The 20,788-nt window shown below is 38.7% G+C and carries 20 protein-coding genes and 1 pseudogene; 4 read left to right on the top strand and 17 right to left on the bottom strand.

The genetic code is table 11. The annotated features are described in order from the left end of the window. Nucleotides 1–80: 80 nt before the first annotated feature. The 6 genes from B4A24_RS16340 to B4A24_RS16315 form a co-directional block, all read right to left on the bottom strand. Nucleotides 81–737, bottom strand: a complete 657-nt coding sequence (locus tag B4A24_RS16340) for a sigma-70 family RNA polymerase sigma factor (protein ID WP_293946155.1) — start codon at nt 735–737, stop codon at nt 81–83. Further along, nucleotides 734–1,123: a hypothetical protein gene (locus tag B4A24_RS16335; RefSeq protein ID WP_293946154.1), complete on the bottom strand. Its 390-nt coding sequence runs from the start codon at nt 1,121–1,123 to the stop codon at nt 734–736. Before B4A24_RS16335 ends, B4A24_RS16340 begins: the two co-directional genes overlap by 4 nt. Before the next feature lie 405 nt (nt 1,124–1,528). Next, on the bottom strand, nt 1,529–2,995 hold the full coding sequence (locus B4A24_RS16330; RefSeq protein ID WP_293946153.1) for a magnesium chelatase: 1,467 nt from the start codon (nt 2,993–2,995) through the stop codon (nt 1,529–1,531). Nucleotides 2,996–3,060: 65 nt separating this feature from the next. Continuing rightward, complete coding sequence (locus tag B4A24_RS16325) at nt 3,061–4,182, bottom strand: vWA domain-containing protein (protein WP_293946152.1); 1,122 nt, start codon at nt 4,180–4,182, stop codon at nt 3,061–3,063. Between the two features lie 245 nt (nt 4,183–4,427). After that, nucleotides 4,428–4,658: a nuclear transport factor 2 family protein gene (locus B4A24_RS16320; protein ID WP_293946151.1), complete on the bottom strand. Its 231-nt coding sequence runs from the start codon at nt 4,656–4,658 to the stop codon at nt 4,428–4,430. Nucleotides 4,659–4,669: 11 nt separating this feature from the next. Continuing rightward, nucleotides 4,670–5,461, bottom strand: a complete 792-nt coding sequence (locus B4A24_RS16315) for an SDR family oxidoreductase (protein WP_293946150.1) — start codon at nt 5,459–5,461, stop codon at nt 4,670–4,672. 124 nt (nt 5,462–5,585) lie between these two features. On the opposite strand from B4A24_RS16315, the gene B4A24_RS16310 reads away from it, so the two are divergent. Further along, nucleotides 5,586–5,969, top strand: coding sequence for a winged helix-turn-helix transcriptional regulator (locus B4A24_RS16310; protein ID WP_293946149.1), 384 nt, complete (start codon nt 5,586–5,588; stop codon nt 5,967–5,969). Between the two features lie 670 nt (nt 5,970–6,639). Here B4A24_RS16310 and B4A24_RS16305 read toward each other — a convergent pair. From B4A24_RS16305 to B4A24_RS23920, 9 genes and pseudogenes are all read right to left on the bottom strand, one after another. Then, nucleotides 6,640–6,924: a hypothetical protein gene (locus B4A24_RS16305; RefSeq protein WP_293946148.1), complete on the bottom strand. Its 285-nt coding sequence runs from the start codon at nt 6,922–6,924 to the stop codon at nt 6,640–6,642. A 298-nt stretch (nt 6,925–7,222) separates the two neighbouring features. Next, nucleotides 7,223–8,275, bottom strand: coding sequence for a ribosome small subunit-dependent GTPase A (gene rsgA, locus B4A24_RS16300; protein WP_293946147.1), 1,053 nt, complete (start codon nt 8,273–8,275; stop codon nt 7,223–7,225). 700 nt (nt 8,276–8,975) lie between these two features. After that, nucleotides 8,976–10,016, bottom strand: coding sequence for a pectinesterase family protein (locus tag B4A24_RS16295; RefSeq protein ID WP_293946146.1), 1,041 nt, complete (start codon nt 10,014–10,016; stop codon nt 8,976–8,978). A 30-nt stretch (nt 10,017–10,046) separates the two neighbouring features. Continuing rightward, on the bottom strand, nt 10,047–11,693 hold the full coding sequence (locus B4A24_RS16290) for a glycoside hydrolase 43 family protein (RefSeq protein ID WP_293946145.1): 1,647 nt from the start codon (nt 11,691–11,693) through the stop codon (nt 10,047–10,049). Beyond that, nucleotides 11,671–11,895: a hypothetical protein gene (locus tag B4A24_RS16285; protein WP_293946144.1), complete on the bottom strand. Its 225-nt coding sequence runs from the start codon at nt 11,893–11,895 to the stop codon at nt 11,671–11,673. The genes B4A24_RS16290 and B4A24_RS16285 overlap by 23 nt, the downstream gene beginning before the upstream one ends. A gap of 261 nt (nt 11,896–12,156) precedes the next feature. After that, nucleotides 12,157–13,143, bottom strand: coding sequence for an NAD-dependent epimerase/dehydratase family protein (locus tag B4A24_RS16280; protein ID WP_293946143.1), 987 nt, complete (start codon nt 13,141–13,143; stop codon nt 12,157–12,159). A gap of 88 nt (nt 13,144–13,231) precedes the next feature. Further along, nucleotides 13,232–13,804, bottom strand: coding sequence for a Crp/Fnr family transcriptional regulator (locus B4A24_RS16275; RefSeq protein ID WP_293946142.1), 573 nt, complete (start codon nt 13,802–13,804; stop codon nt 13,232–13,234). Between the two features lie 379 nt (nt 13,805–14,183). Continuing rightward, nucleotides 14,184–15,839: a carboxylesterase/lipase family protein gene (locus tag B4A24_RS16270; RefSeq protein WP_293946141.1), complete on the bottom strand. Its 1,656-nt coding sequence runs from the start codon at nt 15,837–15,839 to the stop codon at nt 14,184–14,186. 501 nt (nt 15,840–16,340) lie between these two features. After that, nucleotides 16,341–16,604, bottom strand: a pseudogene (locus tag B4A24_RS23920) (SDR family NAD(P)-dependent oxidoreductase); the annotation flags it as partial. 91 nt (nt 16,605–16,695) lie between these two features. On the opposite strand from B4A24_RS23920, the gene B4A24_RS16265 reads away from it, so the two are divergent. From B4A24_RS16265 to B4A24_RS16260, 3 genes are all read left to right on the top strand, one after another. Further along, nucleotides 16,696–16,932 (top strand): hypothetical protein, encoded by a 237-nt coding sequence (locus B4A24_RS16265; protein ID WP_293946140.1) that lies wholly within the window; start codon nt 16,696–16,698, stop codon nt 16,930–16,932. Nucleotides 16,933–17,185: 253 nt separating this feature from the next. Then, nucleotides 17,186–17,380, top strand: a complete 195-nt coding sequence (locus tag B4A24_RS23915; protein ID WP_312399633.1) for a hypothetical protein — start codon at nt 17,186–17,188, stop codon at nt 17,378–17,380. Between the two features lie 91 nt (nt 17,381–17,471). Beyond that, on the top strand, nt 17,472–18,536 hold the full coding sequence (locus B4A24_RS16260) for a 2,3-butanediol dehydrogenase (protein ID WP_293946139.1): 1,065 nt from the start codon (nt 17,472–17,474) through the stop codon (nt 18,534–18,536). Between the two features lie 141 nt (nt 18,537–18,677). Here B4A24_RS16260 and B4A24_RS16255 read toward each other — a convergent pair whose 3' ends face one another. Together B4A24_RS16255 and B4A24_RS16250 are read right to left on the bottom strand one after the other, a co-directional pair. Continuing rightward, nucleotides 18,678–20,126, bottom strand: coding sequence for an arylsulfatase (locus tag B4A24_RS16255; protein ID WP_293946138.1), 1,449 nt, complete (start codon nt 20,124–20,126; stop codon nt 18,678–18,680). A 265-nt stretch (nt 20,127–20,391) separates the two neighbouring features. Beyond that, nucleotides 20,392–20,787: a nuclear transport factor 2 family protein gene (locus B4A24_RS16250; protein ID WP_293946137.1), complete on the bottom strand. Its 396-nt coding sequence runs from the start codon at nt 20,785–20,787 to the stop codon at nt 20,392–20,394. Nucleotide 20,788: the final 1 nt, after the last annotated feature.

The following is a 20,788-nucleotide window of genomic DNA, read 5'->3' as shown; positions in this document are numbered from 1 at the left end:
TTAGGCACCGCATATGGGCTAACTTTAAATATTAGCCCATTGCTTATTTTTTTAATCCATTTTAATTCTTTTAAAGTTTATCAGGAATTATCTGGGTATATTTTTTTAATTTTATGCATCACACGTGACACCATAGCATCACAGTAGATCAGATTAAACCCAAAAATTTCTTCTTTGACATAAAACTTCTCAATTTCCTTTCGCAAATAAGCTTTAGCCCTATTTACACGGACTTTCACGTTGCTTTCGCTGATTTCTAAAAGTTCTGCAGTCTCGCGAACACTTAATCCATTGATTTCTCTTAGAGTAAAAGCAGTCCTATACTCCTCCGGAATATTGAGTAGACTTTTTTCAATGACTGAATTTAGTTCTCTGTTTATCACAATATTTGATGTTTCGGTATTATGAAAATTTTCAATAACCTGACAGTTATTTTCAAGCGATTCCATATGTTTTGAATACCATTTTTGGGTCTTACGATAGCATTGGTGAAGCATTATTTTGGAAATCCAGGTACGGAAAGATGACCTTCCTTCAAATTGATGAAGATGAGTAAACGCCTCGATATAGGTATCTTGCATCAGGTCTTGCGTATCTTCATGATTGAAACGGTACATTCTCCCGATCCGGTACAAGTACGGATTATTCCGCCGAATAATTAATTCAAAAATAGCTGTCTCTTTATTCAGAACCTTTTCAATTAATTCCTTGTCAGTATATTTTACTTCTGTTTTCATCTATTATCAGTGATCGAAGCTAATCTCGTCATAGAAAAAGCTGAAATAGCCATCACTAAATCCCTCACGGCAACATCAGCAAAATTCCAGCCAGCTAATAATGTCAATGCAATTAAAACTAGCCATGCTGAGACTATTAAGCCACCTACACTAGGTTTTACAAATACTAAAATCCCAGCAATAATTTCAATAATTCCAACAATTATCATGAATGTAGCCCCAGAAAAAGGTAGCATATTGAGAATAGAAGGATTGATATACTGAGTCCAGTCACACAGTATATGGGTGAACTTATCCAACCCCGCTACCACAGGAACTATAGTAAAAGTAAGTTTTAAAATATTGAAAACGAGTTGGACATTTTGTTTTAGTTGTATAGTTTCCATTTTATTTATTTTATAAGGGTTAAACCTATGCTTATAAAACAATTGAGTATGGCTAAAACAAAAAGGTTACAATTTTAAATGTTATTTGATAGTTCTGCAGCTAAAATGAGGGACTTTAGCTTCTTTGCTATTTTTCCCCAACTGATCAATATAAAATACCTAGGAAATTTAGACAAGTTGTCCTTTACAACTTATCACCTCTAACCAATAATTAAAGATTATATTGTTTCTGAAATTAAGCTATTTGCATTGGCATTCGCGACCAAAGGAAAGCAAGATAACTTCAACAGAATTAAGTTATCTTGCTCGAGTTTCAGAGAATCCATCAAGCTCAGCTCGGATAAATTAGGTCAAAACTTCTTTTATGTGAAGTCTTGCATCTTAGTAGCCTTCCCTGTCTATTTACTATAAATTATTTCTCAGATACCCGTGAAAATTATCTTGAAACTGCAGACCATTGCCTAGTCTATATTTACTTAATTTGTTGTTTAGCGACAGCCCCCAGAGGACAAATTCAGTCAGGAAATATTGATCTTCGGGTTTGGTATGTGGTTGGTACTCCTCTATCAAGGTGCGAATAGGTATGACTTGATCTAACAGGCGCCGGTAATCTGTTTCAGAAAGTTCGTCGGACAGTTCAATACCCTCTGACTCTGAGAACCAACGAACAATATCATCGTACGGATAGCGTTCGTTTTCTTTTTCCAGTTTCTCAACTTTGGGAAACAAGATCGGGAATAAACTTTTTACAGCATTTTCGATTAACTGCATAGCGACAGTAGCTGCGCCCTCTTGTTCGCCTTCGTAAACGAGTTCTACTTTACCCGTTATTGCTGGCACGATCCCCATAAAATCACTTAAGCGAATAGCAGTGGCTCCCCCGCCGTTTCTAAGCATTCGTAATTCTGCAGTACTTAATAAATTTTGGAATGCCGTAATGCTCATCCGCGCGCTGACGCCGCTTTTCTCGTCAACATACTCACTATCTCGAGCCTCAAAACTGATCTGCTCAATTAATTCACGCGCTAATTCAGGAACGTATATATGTTCCTTTTGTGCGGCTTCTAAATTAGCCTCTTGAGCAGTGATTGCCTTCGCTATCTCAACTGACGTAGGATAATGTGTTAAGATCTGTGATCCTATCCGGTCCTTCAGCGGCGTCACAATACTTCCTCTGTTGGTGTAATCTTCCGGATTGGCGGTAAACACAAACTGTATATCTAATGGGAGGCGCAACTTAAATCCGCGAATCTGGATGTCCCCCTCTTGCAATATATTAAAAAGTGCAACTTGAATCCGGGCTTGAAGATCGGGCAGTTCATTGATAACAAATATCGAGCGATTTGCGCGCGGAATCATGCCAAAATGAATCACGCGATCATCGGCATAACTCAATCTCAAATTGGCTGCTTTGATAGGATCGACATCGCCGATTAAATCAGCTACAGTCACATCTGGTGTAGCAAGTTTTTCGGCAAAACGGTCACTTCTATGGAGCCAGTTTATCGCTGTATCATCACCATTTTCCTTCAAAAGTTCCACTGCATACCGGGATATAGGTTGATAGGGATCATCATTGATCTCTGAGCCTTGTACCACTGGCACATACTCATCCAGGAGATTAACCATAAGCCGTGCTAGACGTGTCTTAGCCTGACCACGGAGCCCAAGGAAATTAATATTGTGCTTGGAGAGAATAGCTCTTTCAAGTTCGGGAACAACCGTGTCCTCATAGCCATATACGCCTGTAAATACAGTTTCTCCTTTGCTTATCTTTGCAATCAGATTTTGCCGTAATTCTTCTTTTATCGTCTTCGGTTTGTAACCTGAAGCTTTCAATGCACCAAATGTTGTAATCTTCGTATAATCCATATATTCTTATAATGACGCGCAGAAATCGCGCTAGATTAGTATCTTGTTATCGTTAAAGTAATGTTTTATCGTATCCTTTTTCTACGATTTTCTTCGTAATCCTCAAAAATCATCTGTCCCAAATCTCCAAGTCCTGTGTAATAAGCCTTACCCTGATTTGACGCCGTAAATTCGTCCACAAATAACTGTAGATAGGAATCTGAGGTAATCATAAAGGTGGTAATAGGGATGCCCAACTTTCGAGCCTGTGCTGCCATGCTATAGCACTTGCTGGTAATAAATGGATCTAAGCCCATTGGATTCTTATAATAGGTACCGTCTGGCATGTTTAAACAGCTCGGTTTACCATCGGTAATCATAAATATTTGCTTGTTTGCATGTCGCTTCCGTCTAAGTATATCCATCGCTAACTGTAAGCCAGCAACAGTATTTGTATGAAAGGGCCCAACCTGCAAATATGGTAGGTCTTTTATAGATATTGGCCATGCATCGTTACCGAATACGATGATATCAAGAGAGTCTTTGGGATACCGAGTGAGGATAAGCTCTGACAAGGCCATGGCCACTTTTTTTGCAGGTGTGATCCGGTCTTCCCCGTATAGAATCATGCTATGGCTGATATCGATCATTAACACCGTACTCATCTGCGATTTATACTGCGTATCCTCTACAACTAGGTCATTTTCTGATAACGCGAACTCTCCTATCCCATGATTAATCTGTGCATTCTTAAGGCTCTCCGTTAATGCGATTTTCTCTAAGCTATCTCCATACTGATAACTTCTAAAATCGCCCATATTTTCGTCGCTCCGCCCTTGGTGATTCGTCTTATGATTGCCAGAATTTCCTTTTCGCATCTTTCCAAAAATCTGTTCCAATGCATTCTGTCGCAAAGCTTTTTCCAACTTCGAGGTGATGTCTACGCTGCCGTCGCCACCAAACTCCAATCTCTCCCTGATGTATCCTTTATTCTTCAAATCTGCAATAAAATCATCTATCGTGTAATCTGGAGTAGTCAGTTTGAACTCTCTATCCAATTGACGTAACCAATCAATTGCCTCATCAAAATCGCCCGCAGTATGCGTAATCAGCTCTTTGAAAATACTAAATAATTTATCAAAAGGGGTTTGAAACGGCTCTTCATATTGCGTAAAGAAAAAACCTCTATTTCGTTTCGTGCTTTTCATGCATTCACTTTTATTTTGATGAAGAAGCTATCCGCATAGTTGAAATTCGGAATAGCTTCATTAAGTGAATTTACGAAATAATAATCCTTATTAAGAGCCTGTCATTCGTATAAAAGAAAAACTGATTATCGCATGACAACAAACGATCCCATTTACACCGTAATCGTTAGTGATTGAATCAATCTTTCGACAAATTTGAGATCGTAAGTAAAAATCAATGGACTACCAGGAAATGTCCCTGATATTTAAATTTTTAATACACCTTTATTTTCATCTCCTTCAAAACTGATTGGTTTCATAACCGGATTATATTTTTTATTGCCTTTAATAATCCATTGAGAGATTTTAGTTCTCCCTATATGTGCTCTTCCTTCATCTAACATGATTCCTGTTTCGCAAAAACAATTGGAATAAGCGATACTATCAAATTTATTTTGTGCAGTAATGAGGTCTGCTATTACTTGAGGTAAATCCATCTCTTTACGAATTAAATTGTTGGGATCGTTCCGCCATCTATGATATATTCCGTTCCCGTTAGATAGCCTGCTCGGGGAGATACAAGAAATCCTATTAATTCTGCTATTTCCTGAGGCTGAGCTGGTCGTCCATAGGGAATTCCTCCTAATGCATTCATTACACTTTGTGTTGCTTCTTCTAGTGAAATGTTGGAGCTTTCTGAAATTCGTTCCATCATTCTTATGGATGCATCTGTCATAATCCATCCCGGTGAAACGGTCAATACACGTACTCCTTTTGGGGACACTTCTTTTGACAAACCCTTACTATAGTTAATTAATCCTGCTTTTGCAGCTGCATAAGGAAGTGTCGAATCATAAAGTGGTAATCTTCCCTGAATAGAGGCCATATGAATTATTACCCCCGTTTTCCTTGTTAGCATTTGAGGTAAAAAGGCTCTATCTAAACGGACTGATGCCAATAAGTTCGTTTGAATTGCTTCTATCCAATCTTTATCATCCAAAACGGCAAATCCTCCCGCCCGAGTTTCAGATCCTCCCATATTGTTAATAAGGATATCTAGTTTACCAAATCTGTCCAATAGCGCGGTGGACACTTTGGCCGTGCCTTCTGGCTTACTTAGATCCGCAGAAATAAAATGCAGATCGTTAGGTGACTCAGGTTCGTTCCGTGCTGTAATGATAACGGTGGCCCCCGCCTCTTTTAACCGCTCCGCAATAGCTTTACCAGCACCTTTGGTTCCGCCGGTTACCAAAGCAATTTTGCCGGATAATTCGTTGTAGTACTCAAATTTTTGTTCCATTTGCATTTTCTTTTGAACAAAGTTCTTGTATAATACCGGTCTGTACAAGTACGGAATTACGAATTGCATAGGGATAAATTTTTCCCCTATTGTGCCAATTGGAACATAGGGTTAACTTTGCAATATGTACGAAAGAAAAACAACACCAAACTTAAATTGCGGCCTCGATCTCATAGGTGAAGTCTTGTATGGCAAGTGGAAAATGCGTCTCCTTTGGTTTATCAACGAAGGATATCAGCGACCGAGTGAATTACAGCGAAAGATACCTGATGCTTCAAGAAGAGTATTGAATATCCAGCTGAAAGAACTCGAGGAACACGAACTGGTCAGCAAAAGGATATATCCTGTCCTCCCACCAAAAGTTGAATATAGCCTGACGGACTTCGGTCTGTCTCTAATCCCCATAATCGCTGCGCTCGGACAATGGGGAGATAAAAATGATCATAAACTGAGAGAAGTAATCACGAAGGCTTTACATAATCCCATTATATGTGAAAATATCGACTGATACAATTTTATTTTTTTATATTATTACCTTACAAATCGATTTACTATTGATTGCGAACAATAATTGGTTAAAGTTATTTACAAATATGGTTTATTAGGGACCAATGACGTTGTCACAATAGTTGATCACGGATAGAATATGTTTGAAGTATCCTTTTGGCAGTGAAAATCTACCTAATAGTTCTCCAGTTAAGGCACACTCATTTCTTGGCACAAATGTGGTTCTAAATAGATTAAGTAAACTTATGGTAATATATGAGCCAAACTAACTTATCAATCGAAATTTTAAATTATGGACTCCAGCTGTCACTGGAATTTGGAGAAAATTGGCTGAAACCAATTAACGAAAGGTTAGGTACCAAATTTCCGTATCTCAATAACCAGCAGCTTGAGGAATGCAATATAATTTGCAAAAAAGTACATCAAGTGGCTCACCGGTATATAACCGATAATCCAATTTATTCGGATTCAGGAATTAATTTTGTAGATTTCAATAAATTTAGACAATTTATGTTCACAAAGTATGATTGGTTATCGAAAACAAATCTACAACGTCTTTACAGCCAAAGTTGTTATTACGCCTATAAATAAAATATGGCCTGCTTGTTACTCAAATTAAGGTTACATTTAATGAATAAGGCATTGTCAATGCTCATTTGAGAATAAAAAGACTATTTAGCCTTATCATTTTCAAATTTTTTGTAATCGGCATCAAGCTCGTCAAATTCATCATCCGAAACAGACATTTTTTGGCCATCTGCTATTCCCGCTATCCGATTGAAGATATCGACTGTTTTTCTGATAATTTCTTTTGGAAATTCATTTAACTTCCCCTCTTCAATCAGTGATCTAAAAAACTTTAACTGTTTTGTATAAAAAGGTTCATCCTGATCCAAAATAGCATCATGGATCTTTCTTAAGGTATCTACATGAAAGTATAATTCGTTCTTTTCCATCCGTTTAAATTATTTGTTTATCAATTATTTCTTGATCAAAGTATTCATACTGCCTTCGCCGATTTCAGTTGTGATGATATAACTTTAACAATTCCTATGACAAATTAGTTCCTATAAACTGAAATTTAATACCGTGAGCTTTTGCTTAACCAATATATTGGCGAGTTCGTCCATCATGATACCAATCCTCTGGAAAATTCAGAAACCAAAAAATTTAGCAGATTTTTTTAGATAGGCTAAAACATATACTAGTTAATTTAGGTGCTCCATTCGCTGATGGAGCACCTGTACTGATTAGTTAACGTTTCTTTATTTTCTTAGCCTCTTCAGAAATTTTTGCAAAAGACTTGTCTCTTCTGCGCTTTTCATGTTCAGAAGCAGCAAAATACCAGGATTCTTTTCGCAACTTAAGATAACTATGATAAACATTTTCTGCTAGAAGACCGTTGTTTACAGCTTCGATAACTGCGCAGCCAGGTTCATTAACATGTGTGCAATTTTCAAAACGGCAGGATGTTACCAAATCGGACACATCATAAATATGTGCTAAAGTCTCCGGATTGTCCGAAGCTAAACCAAATTCCCTAACCCCTGGTGTATCTATTAAAATCCCATTATCTCTCATCAGTATCATCTCCCGTCGGGTGGAGGTATGTCGCCCTTTGCCAGAAGATTTACTTATCTCAGACGTTGAAAATACCGTTCGTTCACATAGCGCATTGATCAAAGAACTTTTCCCAACACCTGATGATCCCACGAGCACGACAGTTTCGCCCCGTTTAATTGATTCTTGTACAGGAAGGATAGTTTCAGGTAAAAGGATACTTGTGAAAAATATTGGTATTTGCCGCTCAATATGTTTGAGCGCCACATCTATTTGTTGGCGATTGAATATCAAATCAGATTTGGTTAGAATCAATACCGGCTGAATATTTTCTTCTAAAATCTGAACCATAAAACGTTCTATTCGACGAACATTGAAGTTGGCATCGAGGCTTTGTACAATAAATGCTTTGTCAACATGGGATGCAATAGCTTGGCGCTCGGATTCCGTACCACTTCTTCTTCGGTATAAGGTATGTTTACGTGGTAAAATATCTATAATTATAGCTCTATTATCCTCAAAAGGTTGGAAGATAATCCAATCGCCAACACATGGAAACTCGAAGGAAGGCCTCCCGTACAGCACATTGCCCGCCAGCTCACATAAAAGTCGCCCACTTTCGGCAATGACTTCGTAATTGGTCTTGTTTACTGCAGCAACACGGCCATGAAAAAGATTTTTATATTGTGTACTTTCTTTAAGTCGGAACAGGTCGTCGTTCCAACCATATAATGATAAGTTATTCACTACTTAATTATTTAAAATATTGAAATAAATTGATTAAATCCTTTGTCATCGAATGACTTGTAACATAAAAATCCCCTTTGGTAATGTGATGACTACCAAACCTAAGATTTAAGAAACAGGTCACCCGGTATTAGGCAATCATTCCAATCGTTAAACTATAATATGTGAATAGCTTCTTTTGCATAGGGTATAAAGATAAATAATAATTTTAATATTCTCCTCCTTAAAGCTTACATACGCTTAGTTTAGTGAAATTCCTTAACATTACTTTCTTTATCAATAATAGCCGATCTTGAAAAGATACTCTAGTCATAAGGGTTCCATAATTGATAACCTCAAATTTATCCTTTGCATTGGTGATATTTATCTATTTAATAATGAAATTGATTATCGAACTGTAAACTCATATACTTTACTTTTTTCTGTCATAATATCATAAAGTGAAGTCTCGGGAACATTAAATCTTCATTTTTAGATTTTTATCAACGGTTTTTTGTCTTCTATTACTTATTACTTTTGTCCTAACCCTCTCGAATTATCAACTGCAGGTTTTATGTAAGGATGCTCCTTTTTTATTTGACGCCATACACGCAAGGTAGTATATGTTGTATCTTTTGGAATCAACTTTTCTTGCGCCTGCACAGGACATCTCGATAATAAGAAACAGATGATGCAACTGTTGGTTAATACGATCGCCAGACTATCTTTCCATTTCATTGAGCATCTTTTTAATGTTCCAATCTCCCATTACCTTTTCTAACTCATACACACCGCGTTTAGCAGCAGATAGCTGGTGCGACCAAGTTGTTCGTTTCGAAAGATCTTTAGCTCCACCGCCCCTAGAGCCTAATTCAGCATAAAAAACGGTTTTTTCTTTCTGAGGGAACAGTTTGTCCCCCTTCCATTCATTCCAACCTTCTGGCACAATATGCTCCTCTAAATAGCAGTCTATTAAAACAGTCTGGGCATAGGGACGCCAAGGCCTTCCCAAAAATACTTTACTGACAGACGTATCCGATCTCAAAAAATCACACTGATGAAAGACATATCCATAAGCTTGTCCAATCGGTGTAGATGCGGCTGTGACGTAGGAATTTCCTAAAGAGATCATCTTGCAATTTGCAAAAAATGATGTCCCAGGGCCAAAAATAAAATCTGTAGTTCCACTGATATAACAATTGGAGAAATAACTTCTACTGTTTCCTTTGCCAAGGTATAATGTATCCTGAAATCCCAATAAACGGCAATTTACAACGGCGATACAATCGCCTTCCAGATGAAGGGCTACAGCTTGCCCCACAGGTCCGGCTGCATTTTCGATACTGATATTCTTTATTAAAACGCCACTGGCCCTTACCAATAATGTATAACTGCTGAATGTGCCCAATTTGGTCTGTCCTGTCTCATCCGGACATTCTGTTATCTTACCCGCATAGTCATCAAATACAATTTTCGTTTCCATGGCGTCTTCTCCAACAAGTTGAAGATTTTCCAAATAGGCTGGAATTACTATCTTTTCCTGGTAAACGCCTTTCTTTACCAAAATCCGGACGGAATGATCACCACGGAAAGCGCGCACCGTATTGATTGCTGCTTGTATACTTTTAAAATCTCCATTTCCTTGTTTATCTACCGTAATCACTTCCGTTGGCGCGCATCTTACCTGCCCGCTACACAGCAATAGCAGTGAAAAAATTAAACATAAATAAAGTAGTTCTTTTATCGCGATACGTTTATTCATCCCTTTGTTGTTGATTATTTTTGATTGTATTTATTTGCTTATTCGAAACCAATCTACCTCCGCATACCCACTGTCATTAATCTGTTTATCCCGACTAGCATACAAGCCAAGAGTAGCACCTATCCATTTCCCAGGTTTAGCTTGGAAGGATTTCTCTACCTCCAAATACTTTTTTCCATCAGTACTATACGACCAGCTACAATTATGTCCATCTTTGACCTGTACACGCAGGTAAACAAAATCATCTGACAAATCAGTCAACAGACGTGTGCTTTCTTCGTTACCGGCATAAGATTTCATACAACTTCCATAATATAGATGAAAGACTCCATTATCTCTACGAATAAAAAGTTGGCTATAATCCTCACCCACAACTACAAAACCCGCTTTTTCTGCTAAATCTTTTTCATTTGGTCGTAGCCGAATCTTAGCCGTCGCAACGAAATTATCAGCAGGAAATTTTTGTGTCAAAATATTTGGCAGAGCCATTAGATTTTTGCTCCCATGAGGAACCTGCTGACTATAGAGACGCAGGCTTCCTTTCTGTGACGGCATTAACCAATTACCGTCAGGATTAGCCTGCCATTGCCATTGCAGGCCCAAGTTAGGTGTTTCAAATTCGTCTGACTCCTGTGGATTTACTTGTGGGAACAGTTGCTTGCCAACATTCGGCTTTGTATAGGTCATAACTGGTGTGCCAATGCCATCTCCATCTTTGTCTTCTCCTATGACAGGCCAATCTGCTCTCCATACCATGGGTTGTAAATGCACAACACGTCCCATGGCATCCTTGTCCTGAAAATGAAAAAACCAGTCTTCGCCACTAGGGGTATCCACCCAAGCCCCTTGGTGAGGGCCATTTACCGCTGAGTTGTTCTGCGCCATCACAATCTTGCGCTCATAAGGTCCATATATATTTTTTGACCTTAGGATAAGTTGCCAGCCTGTTGCTACACCGCCTGCTGGAGCAAACAAATAATAATACCCATTTCGCTTATAAACTTTCGGTCCCTCTATGGTTGGATCCAGCTCGTGTCCATCATAGACTATTGTGCCTCTGTCCAATACACTTGTTCCCTCGGTGTTCATCTGAGCGATTCCAATCACACTCTTCAATCCCGCTCGGCTGCCCGCGTAGGCATAAGCTAAATAGGATTTGCCATCTTCGTCCCAAAATGGACAGGGATCAATTAATCCTTTTCCTTCAAAAACCAAACTTGGCTTGGACCATGCCCCTCGAATATCTTTCGTCTTAATCTGGTAAATGCCAAAATCTGGATCGGGGTAATAGATATAAAACTCATCATTGTGGTAACGTATCGACGGCGCCCATACTCCCCCACCATGCTGTACTTGATTAAATACCGATTCAGGGACCTGTCGCTTTAGAGCATGTCCAATTATTGTCCAGTTAACCATATCTTTTGAATGAAGAATAGGCAATCCAGGACTATGGTTGAAGCTAGAGGCAATCATGTAATAGTCCTCTCCGACACGTATAGCATCTGGATCTGAATAATCCGCATTTATTATAGGATTTTTAAACTTTCCATTACCCAAATCGGGATCCCAGACCTGGGAGTTATAGTATTGTCCAAATGTAAAAGAAACTGAACTCAACGTGAGGTAGCCTAATAAAGCTGTACGTTTCCATCTATTTTTCCAAATGTCTACCATAAAATTTGTTTATAAAGGTTTCTATTGTAATTCGATTTTTCTGCAAATTCATCCCAGCTTCAGATTCTCCAGCATCATTTTTTTGACCTGAGTACCCTTCTTTTTGCCTCATGTCTGAAGCTTTACCTCCTACAAGCCATAGTTCCAAAATAGCCTTCTTTTGACTCCTCAATAAAAAAGAACAAAAATTTTGAATTTTCATCAAAATAGAGAAACGATACCTTTTATACTATGAACAGGAAACTTGGTTATCACACCAAGATAATTATTATTTAGATTTTCCTTTCGAGATTTCTACGCAATCGTTCTCATTAATAATCCTATTCATCGGTTGAATTAGGTTAAGTGTAGATCTGCAAGTAAATCATCAGGGCCGTCAAAGAGTAATTTAAACAGCCCTGAGCAATGGAATTAAAAACTGAACTACCTCGCGACACCAACACAACTAAAATCATAAAGCATGCTAAAGCAGCTCTTCGTGCTGCACAAGATAAGCAAGTGCTTCTTTAACTGCTTGTTCGCTACTTTTTGGATTAAATCCTAGTTCCATTCGAGCCTTAGAAATATCAAAGTCTTGTTGGAGTCCAGAAAACATAGCAATATCTTTAATGGTGATCAACGGAGGGTTCCCCTTTAGCTTTGCCGTAAATTGCATTAGTCCGGCAATCGCATAAAGCACAAACTTAGGAACAGCGGCCGGAATACTAAGTTTTAGTTCAGGATAAAGTATTTGTGCTAATTTGGTGGTATCTGTAATACTCATACACTTTTCATTGGTAAGTATATACCGTTCTCCCGCTTTCCCTTTCTCTGCCGCTAGGTAGCAACCTTCGGCTACATCTTTTACATCTACCCAATTAAGAGTAATACCAGTGTCTACTGGTATCTGTTTGGTCAAAATCAATCGTAACACGCTGTAGGAAACATTTAGAGGAAGAAAGGCCTCACTGCCAATCATCGCTCCAGGCATTACGGAAACCAGTTCTACACCGAGTTCTGCTGCCAATTTAAAAGCCAGTCTTTCGCCATCGTTCTTAGAATTATAATAGGCATCCCTGCGATCAGAATTGTAACCATTACTTTCTTTAATTGGCAAATTATTGTAGTCCAAAGCTGCTATGGAACTCACATAAATGATTCTTTTGACTCCAGCCTCAGCAGCAGCTTCAATAGTATTACGTGTTCCATGCATATTCACCTCGTAGATCTCTTTCTGAGGATCTTTTGCCCATAGCTTAAAAGCTGCACCTACTGCATAGAAGGTCTCGACGCCACTAAGTGCTCGTACGAAAGAAGCTTTGTCAGTAATGTCTGCTTGGACGACTTCGCAATTCAGCTCTTTGAAACAATTGTAGTTTCTATTATTACGCACCGACGCTCGTACGTCAAAGCCTTTTTTTATTAATAGTCTTACTAGATTATTGCCCAAATGTCCGTTAGCGCCGGACACCAATACCAAATTTTTATTTGTCATGTGTATGGATTTTAAATGATAAGGCAAAGTTCCGCCTCGTAAATTTAAAATCGCTTCACAAATGTTACTTAAAGATATTTCTGCGGATACGACTCAAACTTTTAGCGTTCATACCCAAAAAAGAAGCAATATACTGCATTGGTACATTGTGTAATAATTCCGGATGCTCTGTCATCAATTTCAGATATCGTTTGTCTGCAGTAAGAGTTGCAAGCTCCTTCGACCTTTGCTCATTATACGACAATGACTCCTGAAACACATAGATGCTAAAATCTTTGAATGAAGGTATTTGTATTAAAAGGTCTAGGTTTTTCTTGCTAATGCGCAATAATTCACATTCGGTAATACATTCTAGATTTTCATCTGATCGGGTTTGACTATTGAAATTTATATACGAGGTGATAAAACCTGGCGGGCAGTTAATATGTGTAGTCACTTCATCCCCCTTATCATTATAATGAAACAAACGAACAAATCCCGATACAACAAAATATAAATAAGTTGGAATCTTTCCCTCCTCTTCGAGGATATGGTTTTTGGGACACAAAACGGGTTCCGTAAAACGCTTGCACAGATCCTTTTCCAAATCAGAAAGAGTGACATGTTGTGTAATAAGTTCGATAAACTTTGCGTGCATTATTGCTATTAAATTGCTTCTCTAGTATTTTTTACCGATCAATAACTCTTGTATTGACAGTTGTGCAAATTAGCAAAAAGGTTGCTCATTGCAAGTAAACGTATGATCAAAAGGATTGTGCGAAAGCATTTAAATTGTCTAAGCGATATCTTGTATTTTACAAATGCAATTGAAAGTTGCAAATCACCATTTCATTGCATGTAGCAAACAAACATTTCATAGAATATGATAACTCAAACTAACGCTAAGTGTTTAGCAAAAAAACTTAAAAGCGCATTTCCCAGTATTCGAGGTTTTAGCGTTTCAACCTTTTTGGAAATCATATGAATTTCTATTTTTTGCCATATTTTTTTCTTTTTAACCAGGTAATACCGACAATCTACTTACCCACCTTAGCCTGATGTTCCTTTTCGACAAATAAACCATCAAGAAAAAGATACCTATCTCTAAATTCTTCAGGAGATGCCTGTGCCTCAATATTTAAGTTAAGTATATTCATAAACTTGTCTGTTGCTGTGGTTTTTGGCCATATAGCAAGATCCTCCCCATTGGGATTGCCGGTTTTAATGAAATTCATAAAATAGCGCTGTCCGAGCTGTGATACTTTGTAATCTTCTTCCGTCCAAGCAAAAACATCATTGCTCTTCAGGTTTCCCAATAGGTATTCGATATCGCTGGCATGAGAAGCTCCCAGTAGAGCTGGCGGCAGATTCCCTTTGTCCGTAGCATTGGCAGATTTTTTACTTATCCCTCCAGCAAGTCCTGTCTGCACATCGCTATAGGCTGGACTCATCGGCGGGCGTGCCTTGCTAAACGTATAGACGTATACTGGCTGACCACTATTCTTTCGTTGTAGCTCGAGCCACTTCCAAGTACTATAAACAATAAAATTATCGCTGGCCAGGGCAGTGGCTGACTTGATAACCTCATTTTCTGTTTTTCCGGGATACAATTTGAGTACGTCATCAGCTTTAGCGCCGAACTGCTCCCGTACTAACCTTTCATAGTTGCCCGGTGATGGATAGGATTTTCCCATAAAGGCAGCATAAGGAGCTTCTGTAGAGGTCCAGCCGGCAAGCAGGGGAACTTTCGACTGTTCTCCCCCTTCAAATATCTCCAGCGGTGATTTAGGAAAAAAATAGCCGTCTACGATCAGACGTGTCATAAAAGCACCGGGCTCGCTTGCGCGGTCTAGTAGTTCATTTGCAGGAATTTTACGCAACTGACTAAGGTTTTGCGCATTTACCTTGGTGGCAAATGCGATACCTTGTTGTTCTTGCTCTACAAGGGAAACAGTACCATATCTCAAATTAAAAACACTTCCACTTTGACCAATGGCACGCTTAAACAGTCCCTTGGAAAGAGGACTAGCCATCTGGGCAGATACAGACATGCTTCCGGCTGATTCACCCCCAATAGTAATTTCATCAGGATCCCCACCAAAAGCGGATATATTTTTTTGAACCCATTTTAATGCAGCATACTGATCTAAAAGACCATAATTTCCCGAGGCATGTCTCGATGATTCCTTGGTCAATTCTGGATGGGCAAAAAAACCAAAGATTCCCAAACGGTAATTGACTGTAACAACAATTATCCCTGCTTTGGCAAAACTCTCGCCATCGTAACGGTTTTCTGATCCATCTCCCGCATTGAAACCACCACCATAAAAATAAACTAAAACAGGAAGTTTACCTGTAATTCCTACTTTTGGTCTCCAAACATTCAGGTAGAGGCAATCTTCGCTTATACCCGGAGAGCGAAATCTCATATCACCATAGATTGGTTTCTGCATCGGTGAGCTTCCAAAACCATCCATCTTACGAATTCCTGTCCAATGATCGGCTGGTTGTGGCTCCTTCCAGCGAAGATCGCCTATGGGTGGTTTTGCATAAGGAATTCCACGAAATGTTTCCACTCTACTGGACAACGTAATTCCTTCTATAGCTCCCTCGTCAACCTTTACCTGGGGCCTTTGAGCAAAAACAAATGATATAGCCAGGCAAACGGCAATGGTAAAAAAAGTCTTTATCATAATAATGTTCTTTTTAACTCATGCTTTAATATTCAGCAGGTTAAAATACTAAATAAAATTAAAACAAATACACTAAGATCCGACTGGATGTTGCAATCGCCTTAATAATTGTTACGTTCCATCTCTTTATATTTTATATCTTAAAAGAAACAAAGGTATACATGCTATCTCTTAGCTTTGTAAACGTCCTAAGTTGGTTTTCCATCCTATAGCTTTTTGAAGTTTGCGTCTTTACATCCTACCCAAACAAAAAAAGAGCGTATCCAATTGCAGAATACGCTCCTTTAGCAGGCTATAGGAACTTTGAGAATATAATAGGGGTATTTAACCTTGAGCCGTCACGGCAACTTCAATCCCTTCTTGTCAAAGTTTTAGCTTCTCATCGTACTGTTATTTTACAAATGGTCGCACTAATTTTCCGAAAACAGTCGTAAGGGCGTGTTTTCAGTTTCAAAGAGTTTGATAATAGCAGAGGAAGTAACTTCCACCTGACCAAAAGTTTCAGCAGTAGAAACAGTTTTTCTTATGGACTAGGTTTGTAATAATCCTAGTATGCCAAATGTTGAAAGCATAACCATTTGGTTCCTCCAAGGCCATGTGGATCTCAAATGCTTTCACTTCGGAAGCAAACGTTTCACTTAATCCCTCAAATTTAAATTTGGATGCGTTGTAAAGTCCCATTGCCGCGAAGCTTGCCAAGCCTAATATCGAAGAAACCTGAACGATATAGCTGCTTTCTGATTCCTCATGATTGGTAGGTAGTACTGCTTGATTAAGCCATCAGCAAGCGAATATTACTATTGATTCTGAATTACCAATTACTCTTGCTACATTTGTTTTCAAAATTAAACACAATATGCCAAAAGAAACAAAAGCGGGCCTTTATCAAGGAACCATAGAAAAAGATGCGAATGGAAATTACTTTTGTGGCCCTTATCTATTGGATTATCAAACCGTAGAAGCTTATTTTAAATTAGGTGATCGGGTCAGCTTAAAAAGTATCATCAAAAATACCAGTCGTATGAGTATGGAAACCTATCCAGAAAAATCAATAAAATTTTCATTTGCAACGGAAAATCACAATAATGATTAGCACAATATGAGCTAATCTTTCGATACAGCACTCATCTTGAATACAATTCACCTTTTTCATGCGCTCTTTACTTTAAGACAGGGCGTATGAAAGCACGTGAATAACTGACTAACTTCTAAAAAAGTCGTTTTCTGTAAATTATAAGTTCTCCACCATAGAGAAAACTAAATTGATAATCAACTTTTAGAGACGATAAAATCCTGATAAACAATTTCGAATTCCTACTGTTAGGTAAAGAACAGATATATTACTTATGCCTCATTTTATTATAGACTGCTCACAAGATATTCTTCAAATGATAGCTCCCGAGGAACTCATGGATACTGTGTACGATACCGCTGACGCAACAGGAATTTTTGCCACCAACGACATAAAGGTCAGAATTCAGTCCTACCAGCATTATAAACTTGGAAATAATAAAAGTAATTTTCTACATGTCTTCGGCTAAAATGATCCATCTCATTTACGTTTGAGATATGGATCACGATGATCGCTAATCATTCTGCTTACCTTGGTGTATATTCAAAAACGGAGATAACATGAATACAATGAAAGCCGCACGATGGTATGCAGCAAAAGATATCAGAGTAGAATCAACGGAAATCCCTGAACCGAAGACTGGTCAAGTTAAAATAGCTGTTCATTTCGCAGGAATCTGTGGATCTGATCTACATGAATATGTACACGGTCCCCAATTAATTCCAGTAGATCAACCTTATCCACTAAATGGGCATCAAGGAACCACCACATTAGGCCATGAGTTTTCAGGAGTTATAGATGCGATAGGTGAAGGTGTCCATCATTTAAAAGTAGGCGACCGTGTGGTCGTAGAACCGATTTTTAAGAATTTCGATAGTCCTTTTATCGCAAATGGCGCATATAATTTATCTGAACCATTGGGATTTGTAGGTCTATCCAGTAATGGTGGATTTGCTCCGTATGTTGTCGTCGAAGATTATATGGTGCACAAAATACCAGATAGCATGTCGTTCGAAAAGGGGGCATTAGTGGAACCTGCTGCTGTAGCAGTTTATGCAGTGCTCCAAAGCGGGCTTAAAATCGGAGAAACTGTATTAGTCTCTGGAGCTGGTCCAATAGGTTTACTATGTGTTCAGGCTGCGCTTGCCGCAGGTGCAACAACAGTTATTGTGACTGATATCGCAGACAAACGTTTAACGAAAGCTAAAGCCATTGGTGCTACCCATATCATCAATGCAAAAGAAGAAGGTATACCACAAAAAGTTAAGTCCATTACGGGGCTCGGAGTAGATGTGTTTCTTGATTGCGCGGGCGTACAAGCGTCTTATACAACAGGAATTGATAGTTTAAAAAATGGCGGAACGGCTGTTTTAGTTGCACTTTTTGGCAAACCTGTTGCCACTGATGCACTGGATCAGGTGCTGCGGGAAATCACAATTAAAGGTATTATTGCTTATCGTAATATCTTTCCCCAGGTTATCGCCCTTATCGATAGTGGACGTATGCCAGTAGAAAAACTTGTGACACGCAAAATAATCTTAGACAATATCGTTTCAGAAGGATTTGAAGCTTTGGTTAATGATCCCACCGAAGTCAAAATATTAATTGATATACAGAAAAATTAACGCCATCAGGATACGGACGATACGAGAATAATAAGCATCCTATCGAAAAAATAATGTGATAGATATAAATCTGGCCCCTTGGATGTTCCAGGCGGCCAGATTTATTCCGTTTGCCAAATCTTTTTGTAAATGACTTATTTTTTATTTAGTATTAGTCGTCAACGGAAAGATAGCACTCTCTACATGCGCTTTCTCAATCAAGCGTTGCAATTGCTGTACTTTTTTCGGATTGCTGTTCGCTACATTGTTCTGTTCTTTTGGATCTTGTTTGAGATTGTACAGTTCCTTAGCCGGAGTACCAGTAGTTACTTTCTGCAAAATGAGTTTCCAGTCGCCTTTTCGTAAGGCCTGACGTCCTCCATCTTCATGGAATTCCCAATAGAGATAATCATGTTGTTTTTGTTGTTTATTGCGCCCCAATAAAGTAGGGACAAAAGAAATCCCATCTGTATATTTGGGTTTATCTGCCTCAGCGAGTTCGACCATCGTTGGCATAATATCCCAAAACGCCCCCAGATAGTTTGATGTCTTCCCCTCCGCTATTTTTCCCGGCCAATAGGCGATGAACGGCGTCCTGATACCTCCTTCATACAAATCGCGCTTATTTCCACGCAAACCTCCAGAACTATTGAAAAAATTAGGATCTGCTCCTCCTTCTTTATGCGAGCCGTTGTCACTTGTAAATATGATGACCGTATTGTCAAGCAAGTGGTTTTGACGTAGTTTTTCTACAATTTGACCAACATAAGCATCCATTCGACTTACCATACCTGCATACATTGCATGCGGTTTCTCTACACTAGCATAACCTGGAACAGTTGCCTGTGGCCCGTAATCATTTCCTTTGTGTGGTTTTTCATCAAATGAATTGGCATATTGCTGATAATACCCATCTTCTGGGCCAGAAAGTTCGGCATGGGGCAGCACGGTAGGTACAAAGAGAAAGAAAGGTTTGTCTTTATTCGCATCAATAAAGGCGAGGGTTCTCTCTTGGATCAAAGCTGGCGCATATTGGCCTTTTGCCAACAACCCATTACCTTTAAGCTCAATACGTTCTTTATTATGCCAAAGGTGGGTAGGATAGTAACGGTGGGATTGACGTTGGCAATTGTAACCATAAAACTCATCAAATCCTTTCTGATCCGGAGCCCCAGTGGTATTCACCATTCCTAAGCCCCATTTTCCGAAAGCCCCCGTCACATAACCCGCTTTTTGCAATAGCATCGCAATGGTCTGTACCGAATCTGCCAGCGGTTGCTGCCCCTCGGGTTCGATTTCCTTATTCCCCCTAACGTAAGTATGGCCAGTATGCTGTCCCGTCATTAGGGCAGATCGTGAAGGAGCACAGACAGAGGTACCTGCATAAAAGTTATTGAACTTCATCCCCCTACGCGCCAATGAATCTATATGTTTAGTCTCAATTTTTTGTTGACCATAGACACCAAGATCTCCATAACCAAGATCATCTGCCATAATAAAAACAATATTGGGTCTTCTATCTTTATTCTGCGCATATGTGAATTCCGTGATAACCAATAAGAAGACTGCTATTGCTGTCTTCTTGATATCGAATAATTTTAATAAGTTCATGTGTATCTAAGTTAAGTAAACGAATAGAATTTGTACACAAGAAATCGCTAATTTAGCTGAGAATATTTTGTCAAATCTCAGCTAAACTTTGAAAATATTTGTTCCGTTACTCTAAAAGCAACGATATTGTCCTAAATACAGTATCAGGATATTACCAATACATCGATAAATAATTCATGGACGCTAACTTTGTTTTAGTATTATTGTTCCAAAATCATAATTAATACGGTTATAAAAATAATTAGAAACCAAGTTGATCTCAATTTTATTGCAGAGCTTCTGAAACAGCATAACTATCTTCTAACAAGGTGTATTCAACGATTTTGTGGTTGTGTATCCTCATGTGAATAAAAAAAATGGAGTCGACCAACTTTCCAGTTTCTAGCATCTTGGAAGTGAAATTTCCTTTTATAATAACCTGATCTCCATTGGTCAGTATCGTTTGTATTTCGGCAGTCACGGGTTCTACAGCTGACCACAGCAATTTGAAAAGTTGTCTCACCTCCGGTTTTGAACCTCTCCTTCCCAACCATTTTATCTTGGCTGTATTTCCAGGAATTTCAAGATCGAATTCGTCTGCAAAAAGATCTACTAGATTGTTTAACTCTCTTCGCTGCAAATACCCTAAGAAATCAGCGATAAATATGTTTATATCTTCCATC

The organism is Sphingobacterium sp. UBA7249, from assembly GCF_002472835.1.
Lineage (GTDB): Bacteria > Bacteroidota > Bacteroidia > Sphingobacteriales > Sphingobacteriaceae > Sphingobacterium > Sphingobacterium prati.
The sequence above is the reverse complement of the archived record's forward strand: the minus strand, read 5'-3'. Positions and strand labels throughout refer to the sequence as shown.

Bases quoted from the DNA above. Each gene is read 5' to 3' on its own strand.
- B4A24_RS16340 (WP_293946155.1), bottom strand. From the start codon at position 737: ATGAAAACAGAAGTAAAATATACTGACAAGGAATTAATTGAAAAGGTT.
- B4A24_RS16335 (WP_293946154.1), bottom strand. From the start codon at position 1,123: ATGGAAACTATACAACTAAAACAAAATGTCCAACTCGTTTTCAATATT.
- B4A24_RS16330 (WP_293946153.1), bottom strand. From the start codon at position 2,995: ATGGATTATACGAAGATTACAACATTTGGTGCATTGAAAGCTTCAGGT.
- B4A24_RS16325 (WP_293946152.1), bottom strand. From the start codon at position 4,182: ATGAAAAGCACGAAACGAAATAGAGGTTTTTTCTTTACGCAATATGAA.
- B4A24_RS16320 (WP_293946151.1), bottom strand. From the start codon at position 4,658: ATGGATTTACCTCAAGTAATAGCAGACCTCATTACTGCACAAAATAAA.
- B4A24_RS16315 (WP_293946150.1), bottom strand. From the start codon at position 5,461: ATGGAACAAAAATTTGAGTACTACAACGAATTATCCGGCAAAATTGCT.
- B4A24_RS16310 (WP_293946149.1), top strand. From the start codon at position 5,586: ATGTACGAAAGAAAAACAACACCAAACTTAAATTGCGGCCTCGATCTC.
- B4A24_RS16305 (WP_293946148.1), bottom strand. From the start codon at position 6,924: ATGGAAAAGAACGAATTATACTTTCATGTAGATACCTTAAGAAAGATC.
- B4A24_RS16295 (WP_293946146.1), bottom strand. From the start codon at position 10,016: ATGAATAAACGTATCGCGATAAAAGAACTACTTTATTTATGTTTAATT.
- B4A24_RS16290 (WP_293946145.1), bottom strand. From the start codon at position 11,693: ATGGTAGACATTTGGAAAAATAGATGGAAACGTACAGCTTTATTAGGC.
- B4A24_RS16285 (WP_293946144.1), bottom strand. From the start codon at position 11,895: ATGAAAATTCAAAATTTTTGTTCTTTTTTATTGAGGAGTCAAAAGAAG.
- B4A24_RS16275 (WP_293946142.1), bottom strand. From the start codon at position 13,804: ATGCACGCAAAGTTTATCGAACTTATTACACAACATGTCACTCTTTCT.
- B4A24_RS16270 (WP_293946141.1), bottom strand. From the start codon at position 15,839: ATGATAAAGACTTTTTTTACCATTGCCGTTTGCCTGGCTATATCATTT.
- B4A24_RS16265 (WP_293946140.1), top strand. From the start codon at position 16,696: ATGCCAAAAGAAACAAAAGCGGGCCTTTATCAAGGAACCATAGAAAAA.
- B4A24_RS23915 (WP_312399633.1), top strand. From the start codon at position 17,186: ATGCCTCATTTTATTATAGACTGCTCACAAGATATTCTTCAAATGATA.
- B4A24_RS16260 (WP_293946139.1), top strand. From the start codon at position 17,472: ATGAATACAATGAAAGCCGCACGATGGTATGCAGCAAAAGATATCAGA.
- B4A24_RS16255 (WP_293946138.1), bottom strand. From the start codon at position 20,126: ATGAACTTATTAAAATTATTCGATATCAAGAAGACAGCAATAGCAGTC.
- B4A24_RS16250 (WP_293946137.1), bottom strand. From the start codon at position 20,787: ATGGAAGATATAAACATATTTATCGCTGATTTCTTAGGGTATTTGCAG.